The organism is Desulfosoma profundi (assembly GCF_055387865.1).
This window is the reverse complement of sequence record NZ_AP042420.1, coordinates 384,662-405,105: the sequence shown is the minus strand read 5'-3', so window position 1 is coordinate 405,105 and position 20,444 is coordinate 384,662. Positions and strand designations below refer to the sequence as shown.

The following is a 20,444-nucleotide window of genomic DNA, read 5'->3' as shown; positions in this document are numbered from 1 at the left end:
TGGAAAAAAAGCTGAGGCCCGTCCCCCAGGGCGCAGATGGTGACGGTGTGAGCTCTCGGGGGACGTTCGGTCACCGTGAAAGATCTCGAGGGAGAGCAGAGGGGAAATGGGTAGTCCTGTGCAATCCGTCCAGCATGAACTCTACGGGGTTGTCGGCCGCCCTGCTCGACACAGCCTCAGTCCCGCCATGATGCAGGCGGGATTTCGGGCTCTTCAGGTCAATGCCCTTTACCTGGCCCTGGAGGCGGAGACGCTCCAGGAGGCGCTATCCACCTTGGAGCTTTTGGGATTCCGGGGACTCAGCGTGACGGTTCCGTTCAAACAAGAAGCCTTCGGCCTGTGTGCCCGTGTCGATGCAGCGGCGCAATCCATCGGGGCTGTGAACAGCTTACGTCGCATGGGCTCGGGGTGGGAAGGGCGCAACACCGATTGGCTTGGGGCCGTGCGGGCCTTGGAACGGTTCGGCCCCCTGCGAGGTGTTCCGGTGCTGGTGCTTGGGGCCGGCGGTGCGGCCCGGGGGGTGGTCTATGGGTTGGTCCATTGTGGAGCGAAGGTGATCATCGCCAACAGAACGGAAAGCCGTGCCCAAGAGTTGGCCGCCGTTTTCGGCTGTGATTGGGCGCCGCTGAGTGCCCTGGGTGATATTTCGCCGAAAATCGTCGTCCACACGACCAGTGGGGGGATGTCGGGCAGGCCCTATGCATTCCATCTTCCGCCTCGTTTTTTTACCCCGGATATGGTGGTCATGGACATCGTGTATGCCCCCTTGGAAACGCCTCTCCTCACCCAGGCCAAGCAGGCCGGAGCCCAAGGGGTGTGCGGCCTGGAAATGTTGCTTTATCAAGGGGTCGAACAGTTTGTTTGGTGGCTGAACCGCCCGGCACCCGAGAGGGCCATGAGGGAAGCGCTTTGGAAGGCAGCCCGCCGGGCGCAGAGGAAGGTTGGGTCATGAGTGAGATGCGTGATGCTCGTCAAATCCCCTGTGTCATGCCGGTTCGGGGGACCGTGGCCGTCCCCGGATCCAAGTCGGTCACCCACCGGGCAATGATCCTGGCGGCTTTGGCCGAAGAGGAATGCGTCCTCGAAAATGTTTTGGACGCCGAAGACACCCGGATTACGGCCGAAGCGCTCCGCCGCCTCGGGGTGCACCTGGAGTGGCACGGCACTACAGTGCATGTGCATCCGGCCATCGAACGCTGGGTTTCCGACGGTGAACCCATCCACCTGGGCAATAGTGGAACCAGCCTTCGGCTTCTTATGGGACTGGCGGCGGCGGGCCGAGGGAGTTTTCTTTTTGATGGGTCGGCCAGACTCCGGCAGCGCCCCGTCGGCCCTCTGGCCGAAGCCCTTGGTCCGCTCGGGGTCAAGGTCCGCTTTCTGGCTCACGGAACATGTCCACCTTTGATTGTGGACACGGAAGGTCTAAACGCCGGTGAAACCCTTGTGGATGCTTCGGAGAGCAGTCAATACCTGTCCTCCGTCCTCATTGCCGCCACCCAGGCCCGTGGGCCTGTCCTCGTCCGATGGAAAGATCCGGTGGCTTCTTTTCCTTATGTGACCATCACATTGTCCATGATGGAACAGGTGGGGTTCCAGTTTCGCCGGGAGGGGCCTCAAGCCCTTCGCATTCCGGCGCCTCAACGCCTTGGCGCATTTCGTATGGAAGTGGAAGGGGACTGCTCCTCGGCTTCTTATTTTTGGGCGGCTTCGGCCTTGACGGGGGGCGATGTCCTCACGTACCCTCTGAGCCCGGACGCCCTCCAAGGGGATTGTCGTTTCTTGGACGTGCTGCAGACCATGGGATGCACGATCCGTTGGGAAGATCGGGGCGTTCGAATCCAGGGGCCGGATCGGCTGAACCCCGTGGACGTCGATATGAACTCCATGCCCGATATGGTTCCCACCCTGGCTGTTCTATGTGCCTTTGCAGACGGACCTTCCACCATTCGCAATGTGGCGCATCTGCGCATCAAGGAATCCGACCGCTTGGATGCGGTGGCCACGGAACTGCGGCGCGTGGGTGTCCGCGTGGAGCAGAATCCCGATGGATTGCGCATTCACGGGCCTCCCCGTCAGGGCGATGTCATCCGCACCTATAACGACCATCGTATCGCTATGGCCTTTGCAGTCTTGGGCCTCAGGGTGCCGGGGACGGTCATTGACGGGGCTTCGACGGTTTCCAAATCTTTCCCCGGCTTCTGGACGGCATTGGATGAACTTCTTCAACAGTCTGGAGCGGAAGAAACGAAAAATCATGGGTAAGAGAAGTCTGGCTGTCTGTGTGGGGGCGTTTCTCGTGATTTTAGTTTTTGCGGTGCCGGCAGGCGCGAAGTCGGCTGCCAAGGATCAGAAAAAAGGCCCGCCTCGTGGGCAACCGACGACATGGGCGGAGCATCTGCACCATATGCAGGCGGCGTGCGGCGATATGAGTCTCCAGGTGGTGGCGTTGCCGTCCGAGACGGTCATCTGGGAATACCAAGCCCATAAACCCCTGGTGCCGGCTTCCCTCATGAAGCTTCTGACAAGTTACGCCGCGTTGAAAGAGATGGGGCCGGATTACCAGTTTCGCACCGAGGTGTGGGCGGACCGTAAGCCGTTGAACGGGGTGATTTCGGGGAGTTTGTGGATCAAGGGCTATGGGGATCCGTTTCTCATCCCGGAACGGGTATGGCTTCTGGGGCAGAAGGTGCGTTCGCAGGGTGTGGAAAAAGTCCAGGGAGGTATCTATGTGGATGACTCCAGTTTCAATCCCCCCTATGAACATCTCTGTTTGGATAATAAATGCGATCGCCCGCATAACCCCGTCATTTCGGCGACGGCGGTGAACAATAATACGGTTGTGGTGGAAATCCTTCCGGGAGACGGCGGCGGTTCGGCTAAAGACATCCGCACTTTTCCTCCCACCGATTACGTGGCGGTTCGTCCGGAATGGCAGGCGCAGGCCAAGAATTCTTGGGTCGGACTGGTCTCTTTGGGAGTGGGTGACGACGGGCGTGAAACGTTTCGTCTCCACGGGAAAAAACCGGGCGAAGCCTTTCTTCCAGCGGAATACCGCATGAATATTCAGGATCCTCAACACTTCGCCGCTCTGACGTTCCGCCGGGCACTGAGAGACGCGGGCGTCCAGGTGGTCGGAGCCGAGGCCGGGCCCAAGGCGCTCCCGGCTCAAGCCCACTTGTTATACCGGATGGAATCCCCGCCGCTCAGCGATGTGTTGTACGGCCTGAATCGGTATAGCAACAATTTCATGGCGGAAATGATCCTCAGGGTTTTGGGTGCCCATGTCTACGGTTGGCCGGGATCGACGGCCAAGGGATGCCGCGCCGTGGAAAGCGTCCTTGCTCGGCTGGGGGTGCCCGCAGGGGAAATGACACTGGATTCCGGATCGGGCCTCACGCGGACCACTCGGGTCAGCGCGTCGGCTTTTAATACGGTGCTCCGAGCCGCCCACAGGGATTGGGACACCGGGCCGGAGTTTCTGGCTTCTTTTGCCAGGTCCGGGGAGGAGGGGACCTTGCGCAAGCGGATGAAGTCCTGTTCTTCCGAGTACACCATCCGGGGCAAGACCGGAACCCTCCGAGACGTGGTGGGCTTCAGCGGCTACGTCGGCAATCTTTCCGGCACGGCATACGCCGTTACGGTGATCATGAACGGTGTGCCCAGTCCTTGGGACGCCCGGGAGGCTCTGGACGCTTTCGTCACCGATATCCCTCGGCTGGCTGCAGCCAAAGGACAATGACCCGTGTGATTTATCCCGTTTTTGTCACACACCTGGGATGTCCATTTCGGTGCGTCTATTGTGACCAAAATGCCGTCACCGGGGCTCACGGTGCACGAGATGGGGCGTTCGGGGAGTCCCTCAGACTCCAGGTCAGGGATCTCGCCGAGGTCGCTCTAAAGAAAAACCGACCGGGTGAAATCGCCTTCTACGGGGGAACCTTTACCCAGACGACTTCTCGTCTCCTCCGAAGCCTCTTGCACGAAGCGGCGTGCGGGGTTCGCCGAGGAGCATTTACAGGGACGCGTTTTTCCACGCGCCCGGACGCCTTGGACGCGAACGTCATGGCGATCCTGGCGGATTTCCCCATCAGCACCGTGGAGGTCGGGGCGCAAAGTCTGGACGACGAAGTCCTGCACGCGTCCCGTCGAGGATACACGGTGCGTGAGGTCGCTGAGGCGGTTGGACGGGTGCGCGCTTTCGGCTGGGGCGTCGGGCTCCAGCTCATGGTCGGTCTTCCGGGGGAAGACGAGGCATCCTTTGAAAAAACCTTGGACGCTGTGCTGAGGTTATCTCCGGATTTTGTGCGTCTCTATCCCACACTGGTCCTGCGGGGGACGGTTCTGGAACGCTGGTTTCAGAGTGGGCGGTACACGCCGCTGACGTTGGATGAAGCGGTGACCCGGTGCGCCCGGGCTTACGAGCTCTTGACCGGACGGGGCATTGCCGTGATTCGCATTGGACTGCAGACCACAGAGACTCTGCGACGCCCCGGGGTGGTTGTGGCTGGGCCGAACCATCCGGCACTGGGGTATCTGGTGCGGGTGCATGTGTGGCGACGGCGCGTGGACGCTCTCTTGGCCCAGAGTGACAAACTGGGGAACAAAGTATTGTTGCTTTGCCCGGCGGACCGGATCAGCGAAGTTGTGGGACCGGGTCGGTCTAATGTGACTTATTGGAAAGAGCGCTGGGGCCTGGAAGATTTGGAAGTCCGGGGCCTTGTTGGGATGGGGAGAGCTCGTTAGAATCGGGCAGAGACGGACGAAAGGAGGTTCACGTGGAAGGGACGCCGCGTCGAAGAGTGTCCCGGCAGATACACGTGGGAAATGTTCCCGTGGGGGGAACAGCCCCCGTGGTGGTCCAGTCCATGACCAACACCGACACCCGGGATGTGCCTTCCACCGTTGCCCAAATCCACCGTTTGGTCGCCGCTGGATGTGAAATCGTCCGTGTGGCGGTGCCGAATGCGGAAGCCGTCGAGGCGCTGGCTCAGATCAAGAAAGCCGTGGCGGTTCCTATTATCGCCGACATCCATTTCGACTACCGACTTGCCCTGGGGGCTTTGAAAGCTGGTGCGGATGGACTGCGGATCAATCCGGGGAACATCGGAGATCGAGATAGGGTGCGCCGGGTGGCCCACGAGGCGCGAGACCGAGGCGTGCCCATTCGCATCGGGGTCAATAGCGGATCGGTGGAAAAGGACCTCTTGGCCAAATATGGCGGCCCGACGGCGGAAGCGATGGTGGAGAGCGCTTTGCGTCACATGGACTTTGTCGCCTCCTGCGGCTTGACGGCCTTCAAGGTTTCACTGAAATCTTCCGATGTTCTCACTACAGTGGAAGCCTACCGCCGATTGGCGCACCTCAGTGACGTCCCACTGCACCTGGGAGTGACCGAAGCGGGGCCGGTGGTCCTGGGCGCCGTGAAATCCGCATTGGGCATCGGGCTGCTTCTCGCCGAAGGCATCGGGGATACGATCCGGGTTTCCGTGACGGCCGATCCTGAAGAAGAGTTGCCCGTCGCTTACGGCATCCTGCGTTCTTTGGGGTTGAGACGTCGCGGCGTGGAGCTGATCAGCTGCCCGACCTGTGGCCGCACGGAATGGAACCTCATGGAGGTGGTTCAGGCAGTGGAACGGCGCCTTCGGCACGTTGCTGCTCCCCTGAAAGTGGCGGTCATGGGCTGTGCCGTCAATGGCCCCGGGGAAGCCCGGGAGGCCGACGTGGGCATTGCCGGCGGGCGAGGTCAGGGGATTTTGTTCAAGAAGGGCCAACTGGTGGAAAAGGTGCCTGAAGACAAGGTGCTTGAGCGGTTGCTGGACGAGATTGAAGCCATGACCGGAGAGTGTGTGCTTCGGCTCTGAAGCGGTGGTCGCGTTGATGCAGTATTTCCAAATCGAAGATCATGTGTTGAGTTATTTGCCCGAAGCGGATGTGGCGGCAATGCGGCGGGCGTATACGCTGTGCGCCAAGATCCACCGCGGCCGACCCCGCGTGGCCTCGGAGCCCTACCTGGAACATCACCTTGAAACCGCCGCACTCATGGCCCGCCTCCATATGGACGACCGCACGGTGGCGGCATGTTTTCTCCACGACGCCTTGGACGACGGTCTCCTGTCCGCGGAAGAATTGAAGAATCTGATGGGCGATCACGTGGCGGACATCGTGGCCGGAGTCCATCGGGTATCCCAGTTTCGGCTGGAAGAGGGCAAAGAGAAACAAGCCGAGGATCTTCGAAAGATGATCCTGGCCATGACTCGGGATGTGCGCGTCATCTTCATCAAACTGGCCGATGTCCTCCATGACACGCGGGTGATTCATCGATTTGCGGACGGGGAAAAGGCGGCTTTGGCCCGCGAGGCCATGGAAATCTACGCCCCGCTTGCCAGCCGCCTCGGCGTTGAATGGATGAAAGTGGAACTGGAGGACCGAGCCTTTGAGGTGCTCCATCCGGAAGCCTATGCCGAACTTCAAAATCGGTTGCAAAAAACAGAAGCCGAGCGCCGTCTTTATATCGAGGAAGTCCGGAGCATTCTCAGTGAAAAACTGAAGGCGAACGGGTTGAAAGGCCGTGTCCTCGGCCGTCCGAAGCACCTTTACAGTATTTACCGGAAGATGGTCGCTCAGCATCTGGACCTGGATCGCATCTACGACCTCATTGCCTTCAGGATCATTACGGATTCCGTGCCTGCCTGTTATGAGATTCTGTCCATGGTCCACGGGCTGTGGGAACCTGTGCCTGGGCGCTATAAGGACTACATCGCCCGGCCGAAGCCCAACATGTATCAATCCTTGCACACTACGGTCATCGGCCCGCACCAGGAGCGCATGGAGGTGCAGATCCGAACCGAGGAGATGGACCGGGTGGCCAACGAAGGCATCGCGGCCCATTGGCTCTACAAGGAGGGGCGGCCCCTGGAGGGGGTGAGCCGGGAGGAGACGGAGCGGTTTTCGTGGTTGCGCCAGCTTCTGGAGCCGGAGAAGGGGTGGCGGGATCCGAAGAGCTTTTTCGAGAAGTTCCAGCTGGAACTGTACCAAGATGAAGTCTACGTGTTCTCACCGGACGGGGATGTCAAGGTGTTGCCTCGAGGGGCGACACCCATCGACTTTGCCTATGCCGTGCACACGGAAGTGGGGCATCGGTGCGTGGGGGCGCGGGTCAACGGCAAAATCGTCCCGCTGCGCTCGGAACTCAATAACGGGGACATGGTGGAAATCATCACCGCACCCAATCATAAGCCCAGCAAGGACTGGCTGAATTTCGTCAAGACTAGCAAAGCACGAAGCCGTATCCGCCACTGGATCAAGACCGAGGAGCGAGACCGATCGATCGCCATGGGTCGGGAAATCTGTGAGCGGGAGTTCCGGAAAAGGGGCCTGAATTTCAATCACTACATCAATTCTCCGGAACTGCTCGAGGCGGCTCGACAGTTTTCCCTCCGGACGGTGGACGACCTCTTGGCCAGCGTGGGCTACAAAAAAGTTTCCCCGGTGCAGCTCATCGGCCGGCTGCCTCTGCCGGAGCCGCAAGCCGAAGAGCCTCGGGAAGAAAAACCACCGGAGAGGAAAAAACCGACGAAGGCCGACGAAGGGATACGGGTGCAAGGGGTGGATGATGTGCTCTTTCGCATGGCCAAATGCTGCAACCCTCTGCCGGGAGAACCCATTGTGGGCTACATTACCCGTGGTCGGGGTGTCACCATCCACCGCCGTTCCTGCAAAAACGCCGGCACCGGCGACGAGGAGCGCCAGATCGAAGTCCAGTGGGACACGGGGGAAGCGAAAACCTATCCTGTGGATATCAAGGTGGTTTACGATGGGGATCGGGCGACCGTCGGCGCTTTGAGCACCCTTTTGGGGCAGTTGGATGTCACGGTGAACGATTTCCGGATCCACCGGTCCGGATCCGGTTCGGCCCACTGCCGCTTTCGAGTGGAAGTCCGGGACAGCGAACATTTAAACCGTGTGATGACCGCGCTTCGAAACGAAAAAAACGTCTACGAAGTGACGCGGGTCGGGGAATGATCCCGCGCGGCCCATCGATACCAAACGGATCGAAATTTCGGGGTTTCTCTTTCTCGACAGGGTTTTCCCCGCAGGCTGTGCCATGGGCGCGCCCTTTGCCTCCGGCTCCCGCGTTTTGGCGTCATCATGGCCCTCTCCATCGGGGAAAAATGGACGTTGAGCCGGTGAACACCCAAACGAATGAGCAGAACACGCGATGGGTGCCTGTTTTTCCCATACCCCGGGGGGTGCGGTGAACGGTCCAGTGACATCCTTCTCGGCACACAAGAGGATTCGTTTCCCATGGCGCTCAGTGATAGTTTCCTCGAAGCCTTGAAAAAACCTAGGCCGGATCCCGGGGGTGGGGCCGCCGCGGCCCACGGGGCACTCATGGCCCTGTGCCTGTTGGAAAAGGTGGCCGGTCTGGAAAAGAACCGGAGCCAGCCGGCTTCCGATGCCCGTCAGCGGTGGGAAGAGACGCTTCAGGAAATCCATCGTGCGGCGCAGAATATTGAGCGCTTGCGGTCCAGCGACGTGGAAGCATACCGGATATTGGCGCGGACTCTGAAAGAGGAAGTCCGGCAAAGCATTCGGGACGATGCCGCGGAAGCGGCGTCTCGGGTCCCTTTGGCCGTCATGGAAGCGGCGGCGAAGGTTTTAGAGACAGCAGCGGGCGTCGGACGACGCTGCGCCTTCCACTTGACTGCGGACGTCGCCGTCGCTGCGGAACTCTTGGGATCGGCCGTGCAGTCGGCCTTTTGGATTGCGCTGTGGAATGCCGACCTCGTCAAGAATCCGCACCAACGAGGACGTCTTATGGGCGTGCTGTCCGAGGTTCGCGCAGCGGGAGAAGAACGCCTCCGGACCGTGCGAGAGGAGCTCGAAAAACGTCGTGAAACTGGCAGCCGATAATCTCAACGCCCTGAATCCCAGAGTCGTCGAGGCGTTGCGGGAGCTCAATCCGATCCCGATCCGGGATTTGGCCAAACGATGCGCCCTGCCGGGTGTCGACTACATCGACATCAACCCGGGATACCTTTCCAAACGCTACGAAGACCGCATGGCATTCCTGGTGGAAACGGTGCAGGAGACGACGGACCTGCGGCTGATTCTGGACAGTCCAAACCCTCGGGTGTTGGCTCGGGGGCTTTCTGTGTGCCGGCAAACCCCGATCTTAAGCGCCTTATCTCGGGAACCCCATAAGATTGACGGCATCCTGCCCTTGGCCGTGGAATATGAAACCCCCTTGGTTGTGCTGCTCCTGGACGAACGGTCTCGTGTGCCGGCCAGCATGGAGGAGCGCCTCGCTCTCGCGGCGGAACTTCGAGAAATCGCCTGCGGAGCTGGAATTCCATCTCACCGACTGATCTTCGATCCTGTGATGCCGAATCTCAGCTGGCCCGATGCGGCGTACCACCTGCGGGAAGTGGTCAAAACCGTGAGGATGCTTTCAGGGTGGGGGTTTTTCCCCGAACCCGCACGGACCATGGTCGGATTGTCCAACCTTCGGAGCGGATTGAGGAAAAGGTATCCTGTGGACGAGGAAACACGGTGTCTTGCGGTGTTGGCCGGAGCCGGGCTGGAGACGGTCCTTGCGGACGTCATCCAGCCGGGATTTCTTCAATTCTACTTTGCCCTGAGAGATCTTGCGCCCGATGCAGAAGCAGAGCCCGTGTCGGCATGGGCGTGAAGACGACCACAAGGTCCGATGGGCGTTTAAGCGGGCTTCGTGACCATGCCTGAACGGATGCAGCGGGTACAGGCTCGAACACGTCGGATGGTGCCATCCGGGTGCACATGGCGCACGCGCTGCAGATTCGGATACCACACCTTTTTCGTTTTGTTGTTGGCATGGCTCACGTTATGCCCCACATGTGGCGTCTTTCCGCAAAACTGACAAGTTCGACTCATGACGCGGTCCTTTCGTGATGTATCAGAGTTATCTAGCCGATATCTCTATATCTTCGCCTTTTTCTCGGCCTCACCGTAACGAACCGACTCTGTTAGCATAAGGTCTTTTTCAGGGCAAGTTTTTTCCGAAGGTTCTGGATTCGTGCCGGGCTTTCAGCTTCGACGAAATGGTCTGCGAATGGAAAGAGCCTATGTTCAGTGCCGGAGGTACAGGGATCATGGGCCCCACAGGGCTGACCAGTCTGTTTGGCCATGGCCGGAAAGTTGCCACGGCTGGTCGATGTATCTGGATGGAGACTCTCCGAATGGCCAGCGATCGTGACGTGTCGTTGCCGGGCGGATCTTCTAATCCGGTGAATGTCCGTGGGGAACAACTCCCTTAATCCGTAAGATCGCGTTGATGCATATGAGTGTCTTACCGAAGATATCATTGTGAATTTAAATGTCTTTTACGACATAAGGTCCATTGACGCATGTTCACGCGGCGGGGGATTGCTTCGGGCGTCTGAGGGTCAGCCCACGCCGTCTTGTTCCAAGGATTCAGGTTCTGATTGTGCGAAAAGACAACCACGGGACTGTTGTCCTGTCGGGGCGCCCCCTGGTGGTCGCCCCGATACCGGGCTGCACCCTGTTGCAATGGGCCGCGCCGAATCCGGGCAGGCACGGGGGCCTGTCTCTACGGTATCGTTGGCCGGTTCCGGGCCCGGATTCAACACCATGACCACAAAACCATAGAACGATGACCGCCATCGGACGCATTCACGGACTCATGAGAAGGTGCAGGACTCCATTGACAAGGGACCGTTGCGGGTTAAAATGACGGCAAAACACAGGTGATGAGGCTCACCTGAAACCGCTGAACCGGCTGATAGCCTCTACGGAGAATTGAACAATCCGTAGAGGCTTTTTTTCTTTCGTGGGGGAAGCGACGACCGCAGGAGACGTTAACATGACTTATTGCAGCATTCTTTATGACAGGGACGGATCCTGTGTGGAAAACACAACGCAGCCGGAGTTCTTTTCCGACTTGAACCTGGATCAAATCGTCGAAGCGATCACAGAGCCCAAGCGGGACTATGGCCTAAAACCTCTCTTCTGGACAGCTCTGGGCGATGTCAACACCGTTCGGTATCGGCAAGAAGTGATGCGGGACCTGGAAGTCGAGGAAGTGCGATCGGGGGTCCAGAAGTTTTCGGAAAAGATGAGATCGATGCGCCGCTGTTTGGAAAGGACCGACAGGCTGGACGATGAGTTCTTCAAGAAGGGATGGATCCTGGAAGCGGCACTGATCTATTGTGATGCCGTGACCGCTTTGGGCGACCATTTGGCAGATACCGGCGTCCCTGTCCGTTCGCGGGGTCTGATGGCGTTTCGGGGCTACCTCCACAGCTACATCCGCTCGGAACAGTTTCAGACTTTCGTCATGGAAGCCCAACAGGTCAAGAGGGCGCTTGCCGAGGTGACTTACTGTGTGATCATCGAGCCCGGCAAGTTCAAGGTGAAAAGGGCCGAAGGGGAGGCGGACTACAGCCCGGAAGTGGAAAAAACCTTTGAGAGGTTCAAACAAAGGGAAGTCCCCGCTCAGGCGATAAGGGTTGAGGAAACCGAAGGAATGAGTCATATCGAGGCGAAAATCCTCGAGTTTGTCAGCCGGTTATACCCCGAGCCCTTCGATGCCTTAAATCGCTTCTGCACAAAACATTATCCATTTCTCGATGAAAGGATCGCCGCGTTTGACCGGGAGATCCAATTCTATATCGCTTACCTGGACTTCATTGCGGATCTCAAGCACCAGGATCTCCCGTTCTGTTATCCCGACGTCACGGCGGGGAGCAAAGAAATCGAGGGACGGGATGTCTTTGATTTGGCCTTAGCTTATGCCCGGCGCCAAGGCGGCCGGCCCATTGTGCTCAATGACTTTTTCCTTAAAGAGCCGGAGCGCATCCTGGTGATCACAGGTCCCAATCAGGGAGGCAAAACCACCTTTGCCCGGATGTTCGGCCAGTTGCATTATCTGGCCAGTCTGGGTTGTCCTGTTCCGGGGAGGAAGGCCCGCCTATTTCTTTTCGACCATATCTTCACGCATTTTGAACGAAGCGAGGATGCCCACAACCTGCGTGGAAAACTGGAGGACGATTTGATTCGGATTCATGACATGATCGATCGCGCTACGGCCGACAGCATCTTTATCGTGAACGAAATCTTCACCTCGACAACCGTTCAGGACGCCCTATTCCTCAGCAAGGAAATCGTCACTCGGCTGATGCGTTTGGACGCCCTGGCCGTCTGGGTGACCTTTTTGGACGAACTGGCGTCTTTGGGTGAGAAGACGGTCAGTATGGTGGCCATGGTTGACCCGAAGGACCCTACTCAACGCACATTCAAAGTCGTACGAAAGCCGGCCGAGGGTCTGGCTTACGCCTTGGCCCTGGCCAGAAGGCACGGGCTCACCTATGAGCAGATCATGGAGCGGCTCTCATGATGAAGGTGCACCTTCTTTATCCTGACCGGGATTTCGAGCCAACGCAACCCATAAGGGCCAATGGGGAGGACCTCACCCAAGACTTGGTTCTAGATGATCTCTTTCGGGCGATGGCCCGGGGAGACAAGGACCTCTGGAGTGCATCGAGACAAGTCATGTTAACGAGCCTCCATGATATCGACAGCATCACTTACCGACAGGAGGTTTTAAAAGACTGTCTGAAGTTTCCCGACGTGATCCGCCAAATCTACGAGATGCCCCTGGAATTTTTGAAGCGAAAGCGAGAGCACTGGTGGTGTCTTTCTTCACGCCATTCCAGTGCCGGCGCCGTGCTCACTGGTGCCCAGCGCCTCCTGGAAGGCTCCGTGGATTTGCTGCACCGGTTGCGCCGAATTGCCGATGCACATCTGGACAACTTTGCTTCCCGGGGGTTTCGCCGTTTTTTTGTGAGGATTCAGGCGGAATTGGCCGACGAATACCTGACCACGGTCGAAAAGCACCTCAAGGCGCTGCGCTTTCCTCAAGGCGTCCTGCTCAGCGCGCAACTGGGCACCGGCAATGAGGGAACGAACTATGTTCTTTGCAAACCCGCGGAGACAAGCCCACATTGGCTTCAGCGTGTTTTGGATTTTGGCTCACGGACCTATTCTTACACCTTGCACCCTCGGGATGATGCTGGAGCGCGTGTCCTGGGCGCTCTGCGGGATCGAGGTCTCCTCCGGGCGGCCAGAGCGGTGGCCCTGGCCGCCGGATACATTGAAAGTTTTTTCAATGTTTTGCGATTTGAACTGGCGTTTTATCTGGGGTGCTTGAACCTTTATGAGCACCTGACGGCATTGGGGAAACCTGTGGCGTTTCCACAGCCCAGGCCGGCCGACGAGCGTCATTTTTCATGTGAGGACCTGTACGACGTCACCTTGGCTCTTCGCCTGGGAAAACGTGTCGTAGGCAATGACATCTCGGCTGTGGGGAAATCCCTGATCATTGTCACCGGGCCGAACCAGGGCGGGAAGACCTGCTTTCTCCGCAGCGCCGGTCTTGCCCAATTGATGATGCAATGCGGTATGTTTGTTGGTGGGAAATCCTTTTCGGCCAACCTCTGTGCGGGCCTGTTCACGCACTTCAAGCGCGAAGAAGACAAGACGATGGAAAGCGGCAAGTTTGAAGAGGAATTGAAGCGCATGAGCCTGATTGTCGACCGCATGACCCTGAATGCTTTGCTCTTACTCAACGAATCTTTGGCTGCCACCAACGAACGCGAAGGCTCGGAGATTGCCAGGCAAATTGTGAGCGCTCTGCTCAGGCGGGGAATCAAGATCTGGTATGTGACCCACTTGTATGATTTCGCTCGACACTTTTACGAAAGGAGTAGGGACAAGGTTCTTTTCCTGCGTGCCGAAAGGCTCGTTGACGGCTCACGGACTTTCAAACTCAGGGAGGCCGCACCCCTGGAGACGAGCTATGGGATGGATCTCTATCGCAAGATCTTCCGATTGGAACGAAAAGAGCCTGTCACCGATCTCGAGTCAGGAGCGGCCACCCCAACCGCTCTCAGCTCGTCATCGAGCCCATAAGCATCTTGCGGATCGATTTTGACGTTGACTCCACCGAAGCTTCGGAGCCCATGCGCTGGTTTTGGGGAAAACGGTCCGGCAAAAACTCACCACCCGGTGCGTGCGTGCTTTCCAGGCCGGCTACGGCCTGACCCCAAGGGACGCCTTCGACGAGAAACGATGGTTTTTTTGGCCCCCACGCCTCCCGGCTCCGCTTTTCGAGCCACGTCTGTGGCTCGATTCCAGGGAAATTTTCGCCGCCGTTTTTTGCAGAACACCCCTTTCTCGGGTCAGTCAGGTGAACAAATCGTGTCATTGTCCAGATGGGTTTTCGGTTTCAGGTGAGAATGTGTTATGAGAACGATGGAGTGTCGTTGGCGGGTGAAGGCTTTGAAACCTGCAGCGGGGTTGAGAGAGCTGGCCGTGAACAACGAAATTGTGACGAAACCTTATCGTGTGCTCGTGGTTTTTGGTGATCCCCAGCTGCGTCGGACCATCAAGGCGATCCTGCGCCAACTGGGTTACCAGCGGGTTCACGCCGTGGAAAGCGGCGTGGAAGCGCTCCAGTGGCTGGATTCCGGGGAACGGACCGACGTGGTGATCACCAGTTTGCATATGACCCGATTGGACGGCTTTGAGCTACTGGAGCGGATCCGCTCCCAGCCCGTGACGAAGGATCTTCCCGTGATCCTGGTTGCCGGGAAGGCGACCGAGCAGTTGGTGGCCCAGGCCATCGAAACGGACGCCGACGGATATGTGCTCATGCCTTTTACCCCCGCGGACTTGGACCGGCGCATCGACGAACTCATGGAATTGCGCACCAAGCCAACCCTGTATCAGCAACTCTTACTGTCCGGCCAGGCCACTCTGGAGACAGCGCCCCAGGAATCGGTCATGTGGTTCCGGGAGGCCGTTCATGAGAACCCGACGAATCCCATCGGGCACTATTGGCTAGGGCGGGCTCTAGAGAACGCAGGGGCTCCGGATGATGCCGAAAAAGCCTACCTCAAGGCCATAGAGCTGAACCCGCTCCATGTGAAGTCCATGGAGCGACTCAGGGAGCTTTATCGCAACAGTGGACGTTCGGACGAGCTCTACCACGTTCTGAAACATCTTTTCAGTGCCCGGCCCGACCGTCGGGACATTGCCTTGGAGCTCGGGCCTATGGCCATGGAACGCGGTGACTTGGATCGAGGCACAGCCTGTTTTGAATCCTTGGTGGGCAGTGTGCGCTACAATCCTAAGGCCTTGGCGGCGGTGTTGGCGCGGTTTTATCGATTCGCCCGGCTCCAGGAGGATGTGGGCCGACTGGCCTTAGGGATCTTTACGGACGCTGTGGAAAAGGATCCGGAGACCGCGTATCTCCTCGCCTACATTCTCGTGGCGTGCGGTCATGCCCCTCATGCTCGAGACGGTTTGGTGAAGTTGCTCCGGCGGAGCAAAGATTTCGAAAAGCCTTTCGTCGCCAAGGTCCATCTTCTTTTGGCACAGATTTATCAGAAGGTCGGCATTGAGCGGTTGGCCAAGGAGCACCGACAGGCGGCGAGAGTCCTGCAGGAGTCCTAGAGGAGGTTCCAGGGGTTCCGTGGGGTTTCGAATTCGCGATGATGTCCCTTGGTCGCCGAGTCGGTCATAGTCGCCGAAGCTCCTCCTTGAGCGCCTGCAGGGTTTCCTCGTCCAGCTTTTGATCACGGTAGACGGCTTGGTGGAACAACCGGGCGAAGCGCAAAGCTTGGGCGCGGGCCGCCGGGTCGTCGATTCTTTGTGCCGACTCTTCCACACCTTCCCAATCCTTGAGAGTGTGTCCGTAACGGAGAAGACGCCGGCCATAGTCCCTGCGCAGGCGTTGTGCGGGATTCCGAACAGCCTGTCGGCGCAGGGCCAAGCAAAGCGCGATGACGGCCCCGGCGCCCATAAGAATGAGGCCGGGTGTGCGCAGGTCCACGATGGAAAGGGCTTTGGACTTTTCTGAAAGCGAAGCGGCCAGTCCTTGGGCACGTCGCAGTAAAGAAAGTTGATCGTCCACGTCATAATCCACAACGATTCGGAACCAGTAGTAGTTGAGGGTGTCCATGAGCACCCGCCATCTGGTGAGGAGGGACTGTGTGTAGAGCTGGGCCGGTGTGACGGCGGTCGGCGGCGTGGGATCCATGCGGAGCCAACCGATCCCGTCCAGGTAAACCTCGGTCCAGACATGGGCGTGCTTTTGCAGGACGAGGTAGTAGCCCCCCGCCTGATTGTAATAGCCTCCTCGGTAGCCTCCCACCAGCCGGGCGGGCACCCCCGCAAGGCGGGCGAGAACGGCCAGGGCCGACGCAAAATATTCACAGTTGCCCCGCCGATCTTCAAAAAGAAAGTCGTCCAAATTCCGAGGAAGATTGTCGAGAGCGTAGTGAAAGGACGACCCTTGGAGAAAGGCCATGATGGCCCGGACGCGCTCTGCCGGGGAAGCGATGAGAGCCCATGGTCGAGCCAGCTCCTTCATGCGGTCTGAAACGGATGGCGGCACCCGCAACAGCTCCGGTCCGGGGGGATCTTCTTCCACAAAAGGCGTATGCAGCCGGGACCATACCACATAACGGGTTTTTTTGTAGATGGGCGACAGCACGCGAAATGTTCCGTCTTTGGCGGCGCGGGTCGGGATGTGATCAACCGCGACGGGTCGATCCAGCCCGAAAAGCACTTCCATGCCAAAGGGCTCCATGAAAATGATCTGCTGCACATCACCGGGCTTTCGAGCCCTCAAAGGCACCCCGGCTTCCCACCGGGAAGGGCGCCATTGGACGCCGTCGAATTGGTCAAACACCAAGCCCCGCCAATACAGATCTTTGAGTTCCATCGGTGCGGTCTGGGCTCGAAAGACCGCGGTGGCGTCTTCCTGAATGGACGTGACTTCACCGAGGCTCACGGTGTCCGAAAACCCGGATCGAGCGGTCCCGTGTTTGCCGAAAACGGTAAGGAGATTTAGCAAAGGGAAGTTTGTTCTCGGAAGGATGATAAAAAGCATGAGGGCGACAGGAACGGTCAGCGTGCCCATGGCCACGGCCATGAGAGAAAGCTGCGAGAAGGCTTTTCGGGAAAGATGTCCCTGGGGATCGGAAGATTCCATGGTGAGCAACAGCAGAGACAGGGTAAGGAGAAGGGCCAAGGGCGCGAGATAAAAAAGGAAGGAAATACTCAAGGACAAGAGTCCTAGTCCGAGGAGCAGGAACAGGCAGAGCATGTAAATTTGAAAATAGTCCCGGCCGAGGCGGGCTTCCAGGAGCTTGATGCCCAGGAGCACCAGCACGCCGTCCACCAGCGGTTCCACGAGAAGATCCGTCCGGATTCGGGAGAGGGAGAGACTCATGACGGCGACGGCAAGCCCGTTAAGGAGGATGCGGGAAAGGGGAAACGGTCGGGAAAAGTGGCGGATCACGGACAAAGCGACAAGAATCAGAAAAGTCGCGTGCGCCCCCGGATGCACAAAAGGAAAGACGGCCACGTAACCCAAGGCCGCGGAACAGTATGTGACACTTAACAGTGCGGTTCTAATTTTCACCGTAAAACGCCAAAACCTTAAGGAGTTTTCTCTTGTGGGGTATGGTGGCCTCCGGGGGATACGTCCGGCCTCCCGCGATCAGCCCGACGGCTCTCCCGCGCCGCACCGCCGCAGTGATGAGAAAGGCCGCACAGGACAAGGTGCTTTCCAGATCCTTACCCCAAATCTGCTCCAGATTCACCACCAAAGCTTCTTGGGCTGCCACGGAAAACTCTTTCGTGAGCCACCGTCCCGTTCGGGCCGAAGATTTCCAATGAATTTTCTTGAGCGGGTCTCCCAGCTGGTATTCCCGGATGCTGCGCAGGTCGTGCTCTTCACCGACGCGGTTATCCATAGGCCTTTCATCGCCTTTGGAGTGCCTTTGGGGAGGTTTCAGCGGTGAGTGGCACGGGAGGAGCTTGGGGAAGACAACCACGGGGGCTACAGGCGGCACAACGCGGGTGCGAATAAAAAATCCAAAGGGAAACCGAGAGGCCACGAAGACGGGGATGGGTGGACTCATGCCCCGACGCTCGAAACGGACGGAGACCGTCCGCGAGATTTCGCTTTTGGCGTCGAGGTAATGGAAAAAAACCTCTTCTGATTTCACGGAAACGGAGACCAAGAAAACGGGAATGAATGACCGGCGGTTGTGGACACGCACCACCACTGGGACCGCTGTGTCGGCGTAGACTTCCTCCGGTAGCGAAATGCTCACGCGCACGGCTTCCAGATTGGTTTTTCCCACGATTCCGGAAATGAGCATAAAACCCAGCAAGGTGGAGGTGATGATGTAAATGAGGTTATTGGCCGTGTTCACGGCGGCGAATCCCACCGCGATGGTCAAGACGATGTAAACCCACCCGGCGCGCGTGATGCGAATTATACGGGGACGGGAACCTTTTCCAGCATCAATCGGATGATCTCCTTCTTGTCTTCGGATGTATATTCGTCCCGGAAGAAGACTCGGTGCGGGATGACATAAGGGGCTACCGCCTTGACATCCTCCGGGATGACGTAGTCTCGACCTTCCATGAACGCATGGGCTCGGGATGTGTGCAGCAGAGCTAAAGATCCTCGGGTGGATAAACCTGCCGTCAGGTATTCAGAGCGACGGGTTTCTTCGATGAGGCGCATCATATAATCCAGAAGGATTTCTGAGGCGACCACCCGCTCCCGGATAAAGCCCTGGATCATGAGCGCCGTTTCCTGATTCATCACGGGTTCCAGACTGTAGAGCTCCCGGCGTTTGCTTCCACCCCGAAGGATCTCCAGTTCCGCCTCCCGACTGGGGTAGCCGATCCGGATTCGCATCATGAAGCGGTCCATTTGCGATTCCGGCAGTGGAAACGTGCCGAACTGTTCCGCCGGGTTTTGGGTAGCGATAACGAAAAACGGTTTTGGAAGATCCATTGTGCGTCCTTCCAGGGTCACCTGTTTTTCACCCATGGCTTCCAGGAGGGCGCTTTGGGTCTTGGGCGTTGCGCGATTGATCTCATCGACCAAGATAATGTTGTGGAAGATGGGACCCGGGTGGAATTCAAAAACGCCGGCGGTCTTGTTAAAGATGGACAATCCGGTGATGTCGGTGGGCAGAAGGTCACTGGTGCATTGGATTCGGCCGAAAGAAAGGCCGAGAACCTTGGCCAGTCCGATGGCGAGGGTGGTTTTGCCTAATCCGGGGAGATCTTCAATGAGCAGATGACCCCGGGAAAAAAAGCAAATGAAAGCCAAGCGCAAGGGCTTTTCCTTGCCGTGGAGATATCGGCTGAGGGTTCGAGTCGCCCTGTCGATGGCCTCATGAGCCCGCGCCATATCTTCATGGCGGAAAGGGACTCTTTCCCGGTCCTTCTCCGGCGCAGTGTGCGGCACCTCATGCACGGCAAGCGGCTTTCATTCGTTGGCTCAGAGCAAGCGCACCGGGGGGGCTTGAGGATCCCGCCCGACGATTTCCCCGATGCGGTAGGCCGGATATCCCATGCCCCCCAAACGGCCCAAGATATCCTCGAGATCCGATGCGGCCACCACGAGCACATACCCGATCCCGCAGTTGAACACGCGGTACATCTCGTCTTGGGAAACATTACCGGCTTCCTGAAGGAACCGGAAAATCGGGGGCATTTCCCAGGTGGAGCGGTCAATGATGGCTTGGCATTGCTTCGGGAGGATGCGGGCCACGTTGTCCGGAAACCCACCGCCGGTAATGTGCGCCATGCCTGCCACCTGAAAGTTGCGAAGCACCCGCAAGACGGGGTCCACGTAGATCCGGGTGGGTTCCAAGAGCTCTTCGGCCACCGTGCGCCCGCAGTCGGCCAAGTAGCTGTCCGGCTTCATGCCCAGCTGGTCGATGACGATCCGTCGCACGAGGCTGTAGCCGTTGGAATGGAGTCCGCTGGAAGCCAGCCCGATAATCTGGTGACCGACCCGAATGGTGGACCCGTCGATAATGTTAGCGTTGTCCACAATGCCGACGGCGAATCCCGCCATATCGTATTCCTGGTCCTGGTAAAACCCGGGCATCTCGGCCGTTTCTCCCCCGATCAAAGAGCAGTTGGCCTGCTTGCATCCCGCGACGATCCCCTGGATGATGGCTTCCACTCGATCCAGGTCAATGGATCCCATGGCCAGATAATCCAGAAAAAACAAAGGGCGGGCACCCTGGACCACGATATCGTTGACGCACATGGCCACGAGGTCAATGCCGACGGTGTCGTGCTTGTCGGCCCATAGGGCGACCTTCAACTTGGTGCCCACGCCGTCCGTCGAGGAAACCAGCACGGGATTTTTCATCTGGGTGCAGTCAATGCTGTAGAGACCTCCGAAGCCGCCGATGTCCGTAATGACGTTGGCGTGGAAGGTGGTTTGCACCAAGGGGCGGATTCGGGAAACCAAGGTGTTGGCCTTCTCCAGGTCCACTCCGGCATCTCGATAGCGCGATTCTTCCGCCATAATTGACAGGTCCCCACTGGCTAAGGGT

The 20,444-nt window shown here is 58.4% G+C and carries 16 protein-coding genes and 1 riboswitch; of the genes, 11 read left to right on the top strand and 5 right to left on the bottom strand.

Going from position 1 to position 20,444, the window contains the following annotated elements; translation table 11 throughout:
- The first annotated feature begins 106 nt into the window (after positions 1-106).
- The 8 genes from aroE to ACZ5K9_RS01725 all read left to right on the top strand — a co-directional run bounded on the left by aroE (position 107) and on the right by ACZ5K9_RS01725 (position 9,691).
- Positions 107-952: a shikimate dehydrogenase gene (gene aroE / locus ACZ5K9_RS01760; protein ID WP_464272704.1), complete on the top strand. Its 846-nt coding sequence runs from the start codon at positions 107-109 to the stop codon at positions 950-952.
- Complete coding sequence (gene aroA / locus ACZ5K9_RS01755; RefSeq protein WP_464272703.1) at positions 949-2,262, top strand: 3-phosphoshikimate 1-carboxyvinyltransferase; 1,314 nt, start codon at positions 949-951, stop codon at positions 2,260-2,262. Before aroE ends, aroA begins: the two co-directional genes overlap by 4 nt.
- Positions 2,255-3,739, top strand: coding sequence for a D-alanyl-D-alanine carboxypeptidase/D-alanyl-D-alanine endopeptidase (dacB, locus tag ACZ5K9_RS01750; protein WP_464272702.1), 1,485 nt, complete (start codon positions 2,255-2,257; stop codon positions 3,737-3,739). Before aroA ends, dacB begins: the two co-directional genes overlap by 8 nt.
- 5 nt (positions 3,740-3,744) lie before the next feature.
- Positions 3,745-4,743 carry an elongator complex protein 3 gene (locus tag ACZ5K9_RS01745; protein WP_464272701.1) on the top strand — a complete coding sequence of 333 codons (999 nt, stop codon included), beginning with the start codon at positions 3,745-3,747 and terminating at the stop codon, positions 4,741-4,743.
- A 32-nt stretch (positions 4,744-4,775) separates the two neighbouring features.
- Complete coding sequence (gene ispG, locus ACZ5K9_RS01740) at positions 4,776-5,861, top strand: flavodoxin-dependent (E)-4-hydroxy-3-methylbut-2-enyl-diphosphate synthase (protein ID WP_464272700.1); 1,086 nt, start codon at positions 4,776-4,778, stop codon at positions 5,859-5,861.
- A 16-nt stretch (positions 5,862-5,877) separates the two neighbouring features.
- Complete coding sequence (locus tag ACZ5K9_RS01735; RefSeq protein WP_464272699.1) at positions 5,878-8,022, top strand: RelA/SpoT family protein; 2,145 nt, start codon at positions 5,878-5,880, stop codon at positions 8,020-8,022.
- A 282-nt stretch (positions 8,023-8,304) separates the two neighbouring features.
- On the top strand, positions 8,305-8,913 hold the full coding sequence (locus tag ACZ5K9_RS01730; RefSeq protein WP_464272698.1) for a cyclodeaminase/cyclohydrolase family protein: 609 nt from the start codon (positions 8,305-8,307) through the stop codon (positions 8,911-8,913).
- The gene (locus tag ACZ5K9_RS01725) at positions 8,894-9,691 is read left to right on the top strand and encodes a dihydropteroate synthase (RefSeq protein WP_464272697.1); all 798 of its coding nucleotides are present in this window, start codon (positions 8,894-8,896) and stop codon (positions 9,689-9,691) included. Before ACZ5K9_RS01730 ends, ACZ5K9_RS01725 begins: the two co-directional genes overlap by 20 nt.
- 26 nt (positions 9,692-9,717) lie before the next feature.
- Here the strand turns inward: ACZ5K9_RS01725 and rpmB are convergent, their stop codons facing one another.
- Positions 9,718-9,912, bottom strand: a complete 195-nt coding sequence (gene rpmB, locus ACZ5K9_RS01720) for a 50S ribosomal protein L28 (RefSeq protein ID WP_464272696.1) — start codon at positions 9,910-9,912, stop codon at positions 9,718-9,720.
- Positions 9,913-10,735: 823 nt separating this feature from the next.
- A riboswitch (Fluoride riboswitch) is annotated at positions 10,736-10,797 on the top strand.
- 64 nt (positions 10,798-10,861) lie between these two features.
- Between rpmB and ACZ5K9_RS01715 the strand changes: the two genes are divergently transcribed.
- The 3 genes from ACZ5K9_RS01715 (at position 10,862) to ACZ5K9_RS01705 (ending at position 15,513) form a co-directional block, all read left to right on the top strand.
- On the top strand, positions 10,862-12,394 hold the full coding sequence (locus ACZ5K9_RS01715; RefSeq protein ID WP_464272695.1) for a MutS-related protein: 1,533 nt from the start codon (positions 10,862-10,864) through the stop codon (positions 12,392-12,394).
- The gene (locus tag ACZ5K9_RS01710) at positions 12,394-13,968 is read left to right on the top strand and encodes a MutS-related protein (RefSeq protein ID WP_464273924.1); all 1,575 of its coding nucleotides are present in this window, start codon (positions 12,394-12,396) and stop codon (positions 13,966-13,968) included. The genes ACZ5K9_RS01715 and ACZ5K9_RS01710 overlap by 1 nt, the downstream gene beginning before the upstream one ends.
- 333 nt (positions 13,969-14,301) lie before the next feature.
- Positions 14,302-15,513 (top strand): response regulator, encoded by a 1,212-nt coding sequence (locus ACZ5K9_RS01705; RefSeq protein ID WP_464272694.1) that lies wholly within the window; start codon positions 14,302-14,304, stop codon positions 15,511-15,513.
- A gap of 64 nt (positions 15,514-15,577) precedes the next feature.
- Here ACZ5K9_RS01705 and ACZ5K9_RS01700 read toward each other — a convergent pair whose 3' ends face one another.
- The 4 genes from ACZ5K9_RS01700 to purM all read right to left on the bottom strand — a co-directional run bounded on the left by ACZ5K9_RS01700 (position 15,578) and on the right by purM (position 20,419).
- The gene (locus tag ACZ5K9_RS01700) at positions 15,578-17,488 is read right to left on the bottom strand and encodes a transglutaminase TgpA family protein (RefSeq protein ID WP_464272693.1); all 1,911 of its coding nucleotides are present in this window, start codon (positions 17,486-17,488) and stop codon (positions 15,578-15,580) included.
- Positions 17,478-18,314, bottom strand: coding sequence for a DUF58 domain-containing protein (locus tag ACZ5K9_RS01695; protein ID WP_464272692.1), 837 nt, complete (start codon positions 18,312-18,314; stop codon positions 17,478-17,480). Before ACZ5K9_RS01695 ends, ACZ5K9_RS01700 begins: the two co-directional genes overlap by 11 nt.
- A gap of 35 nt (positions 18,315-18,349) precedes the next feature.
- Positions 18,350-19,282 carry an AAA family ATPase gene (locus ACZ5K9_RS01690; protein ID WP_464273923.1) on the bottom strand — a complete coding sequence of 311 codons (933 nt, stop codon included), beginning with the start codon at positions 19,280-19,282 and terminating at the stop codon, positions 18,350-18,352.
- A 90-nt stretch (positions 19,283-19,372) separates the two neighbouring features.
- Positions 19,373-20,419 carry a phosphoribosylformylglycinamidine cyclo-ligase gene (gene purM, locus ACZ5K9_RS01685; RefSeq protein WP_464273922.1) on the bottom strand — a complete coding sequence of 349 codons (1,047 nt, stop codon included), beginning with the start codon at positions 20,417-20,419 and terminating at the stop codon, positions 19,373-19,375.
- Positions 20,420-20,444: the final 25 nt, after the last annotated feature.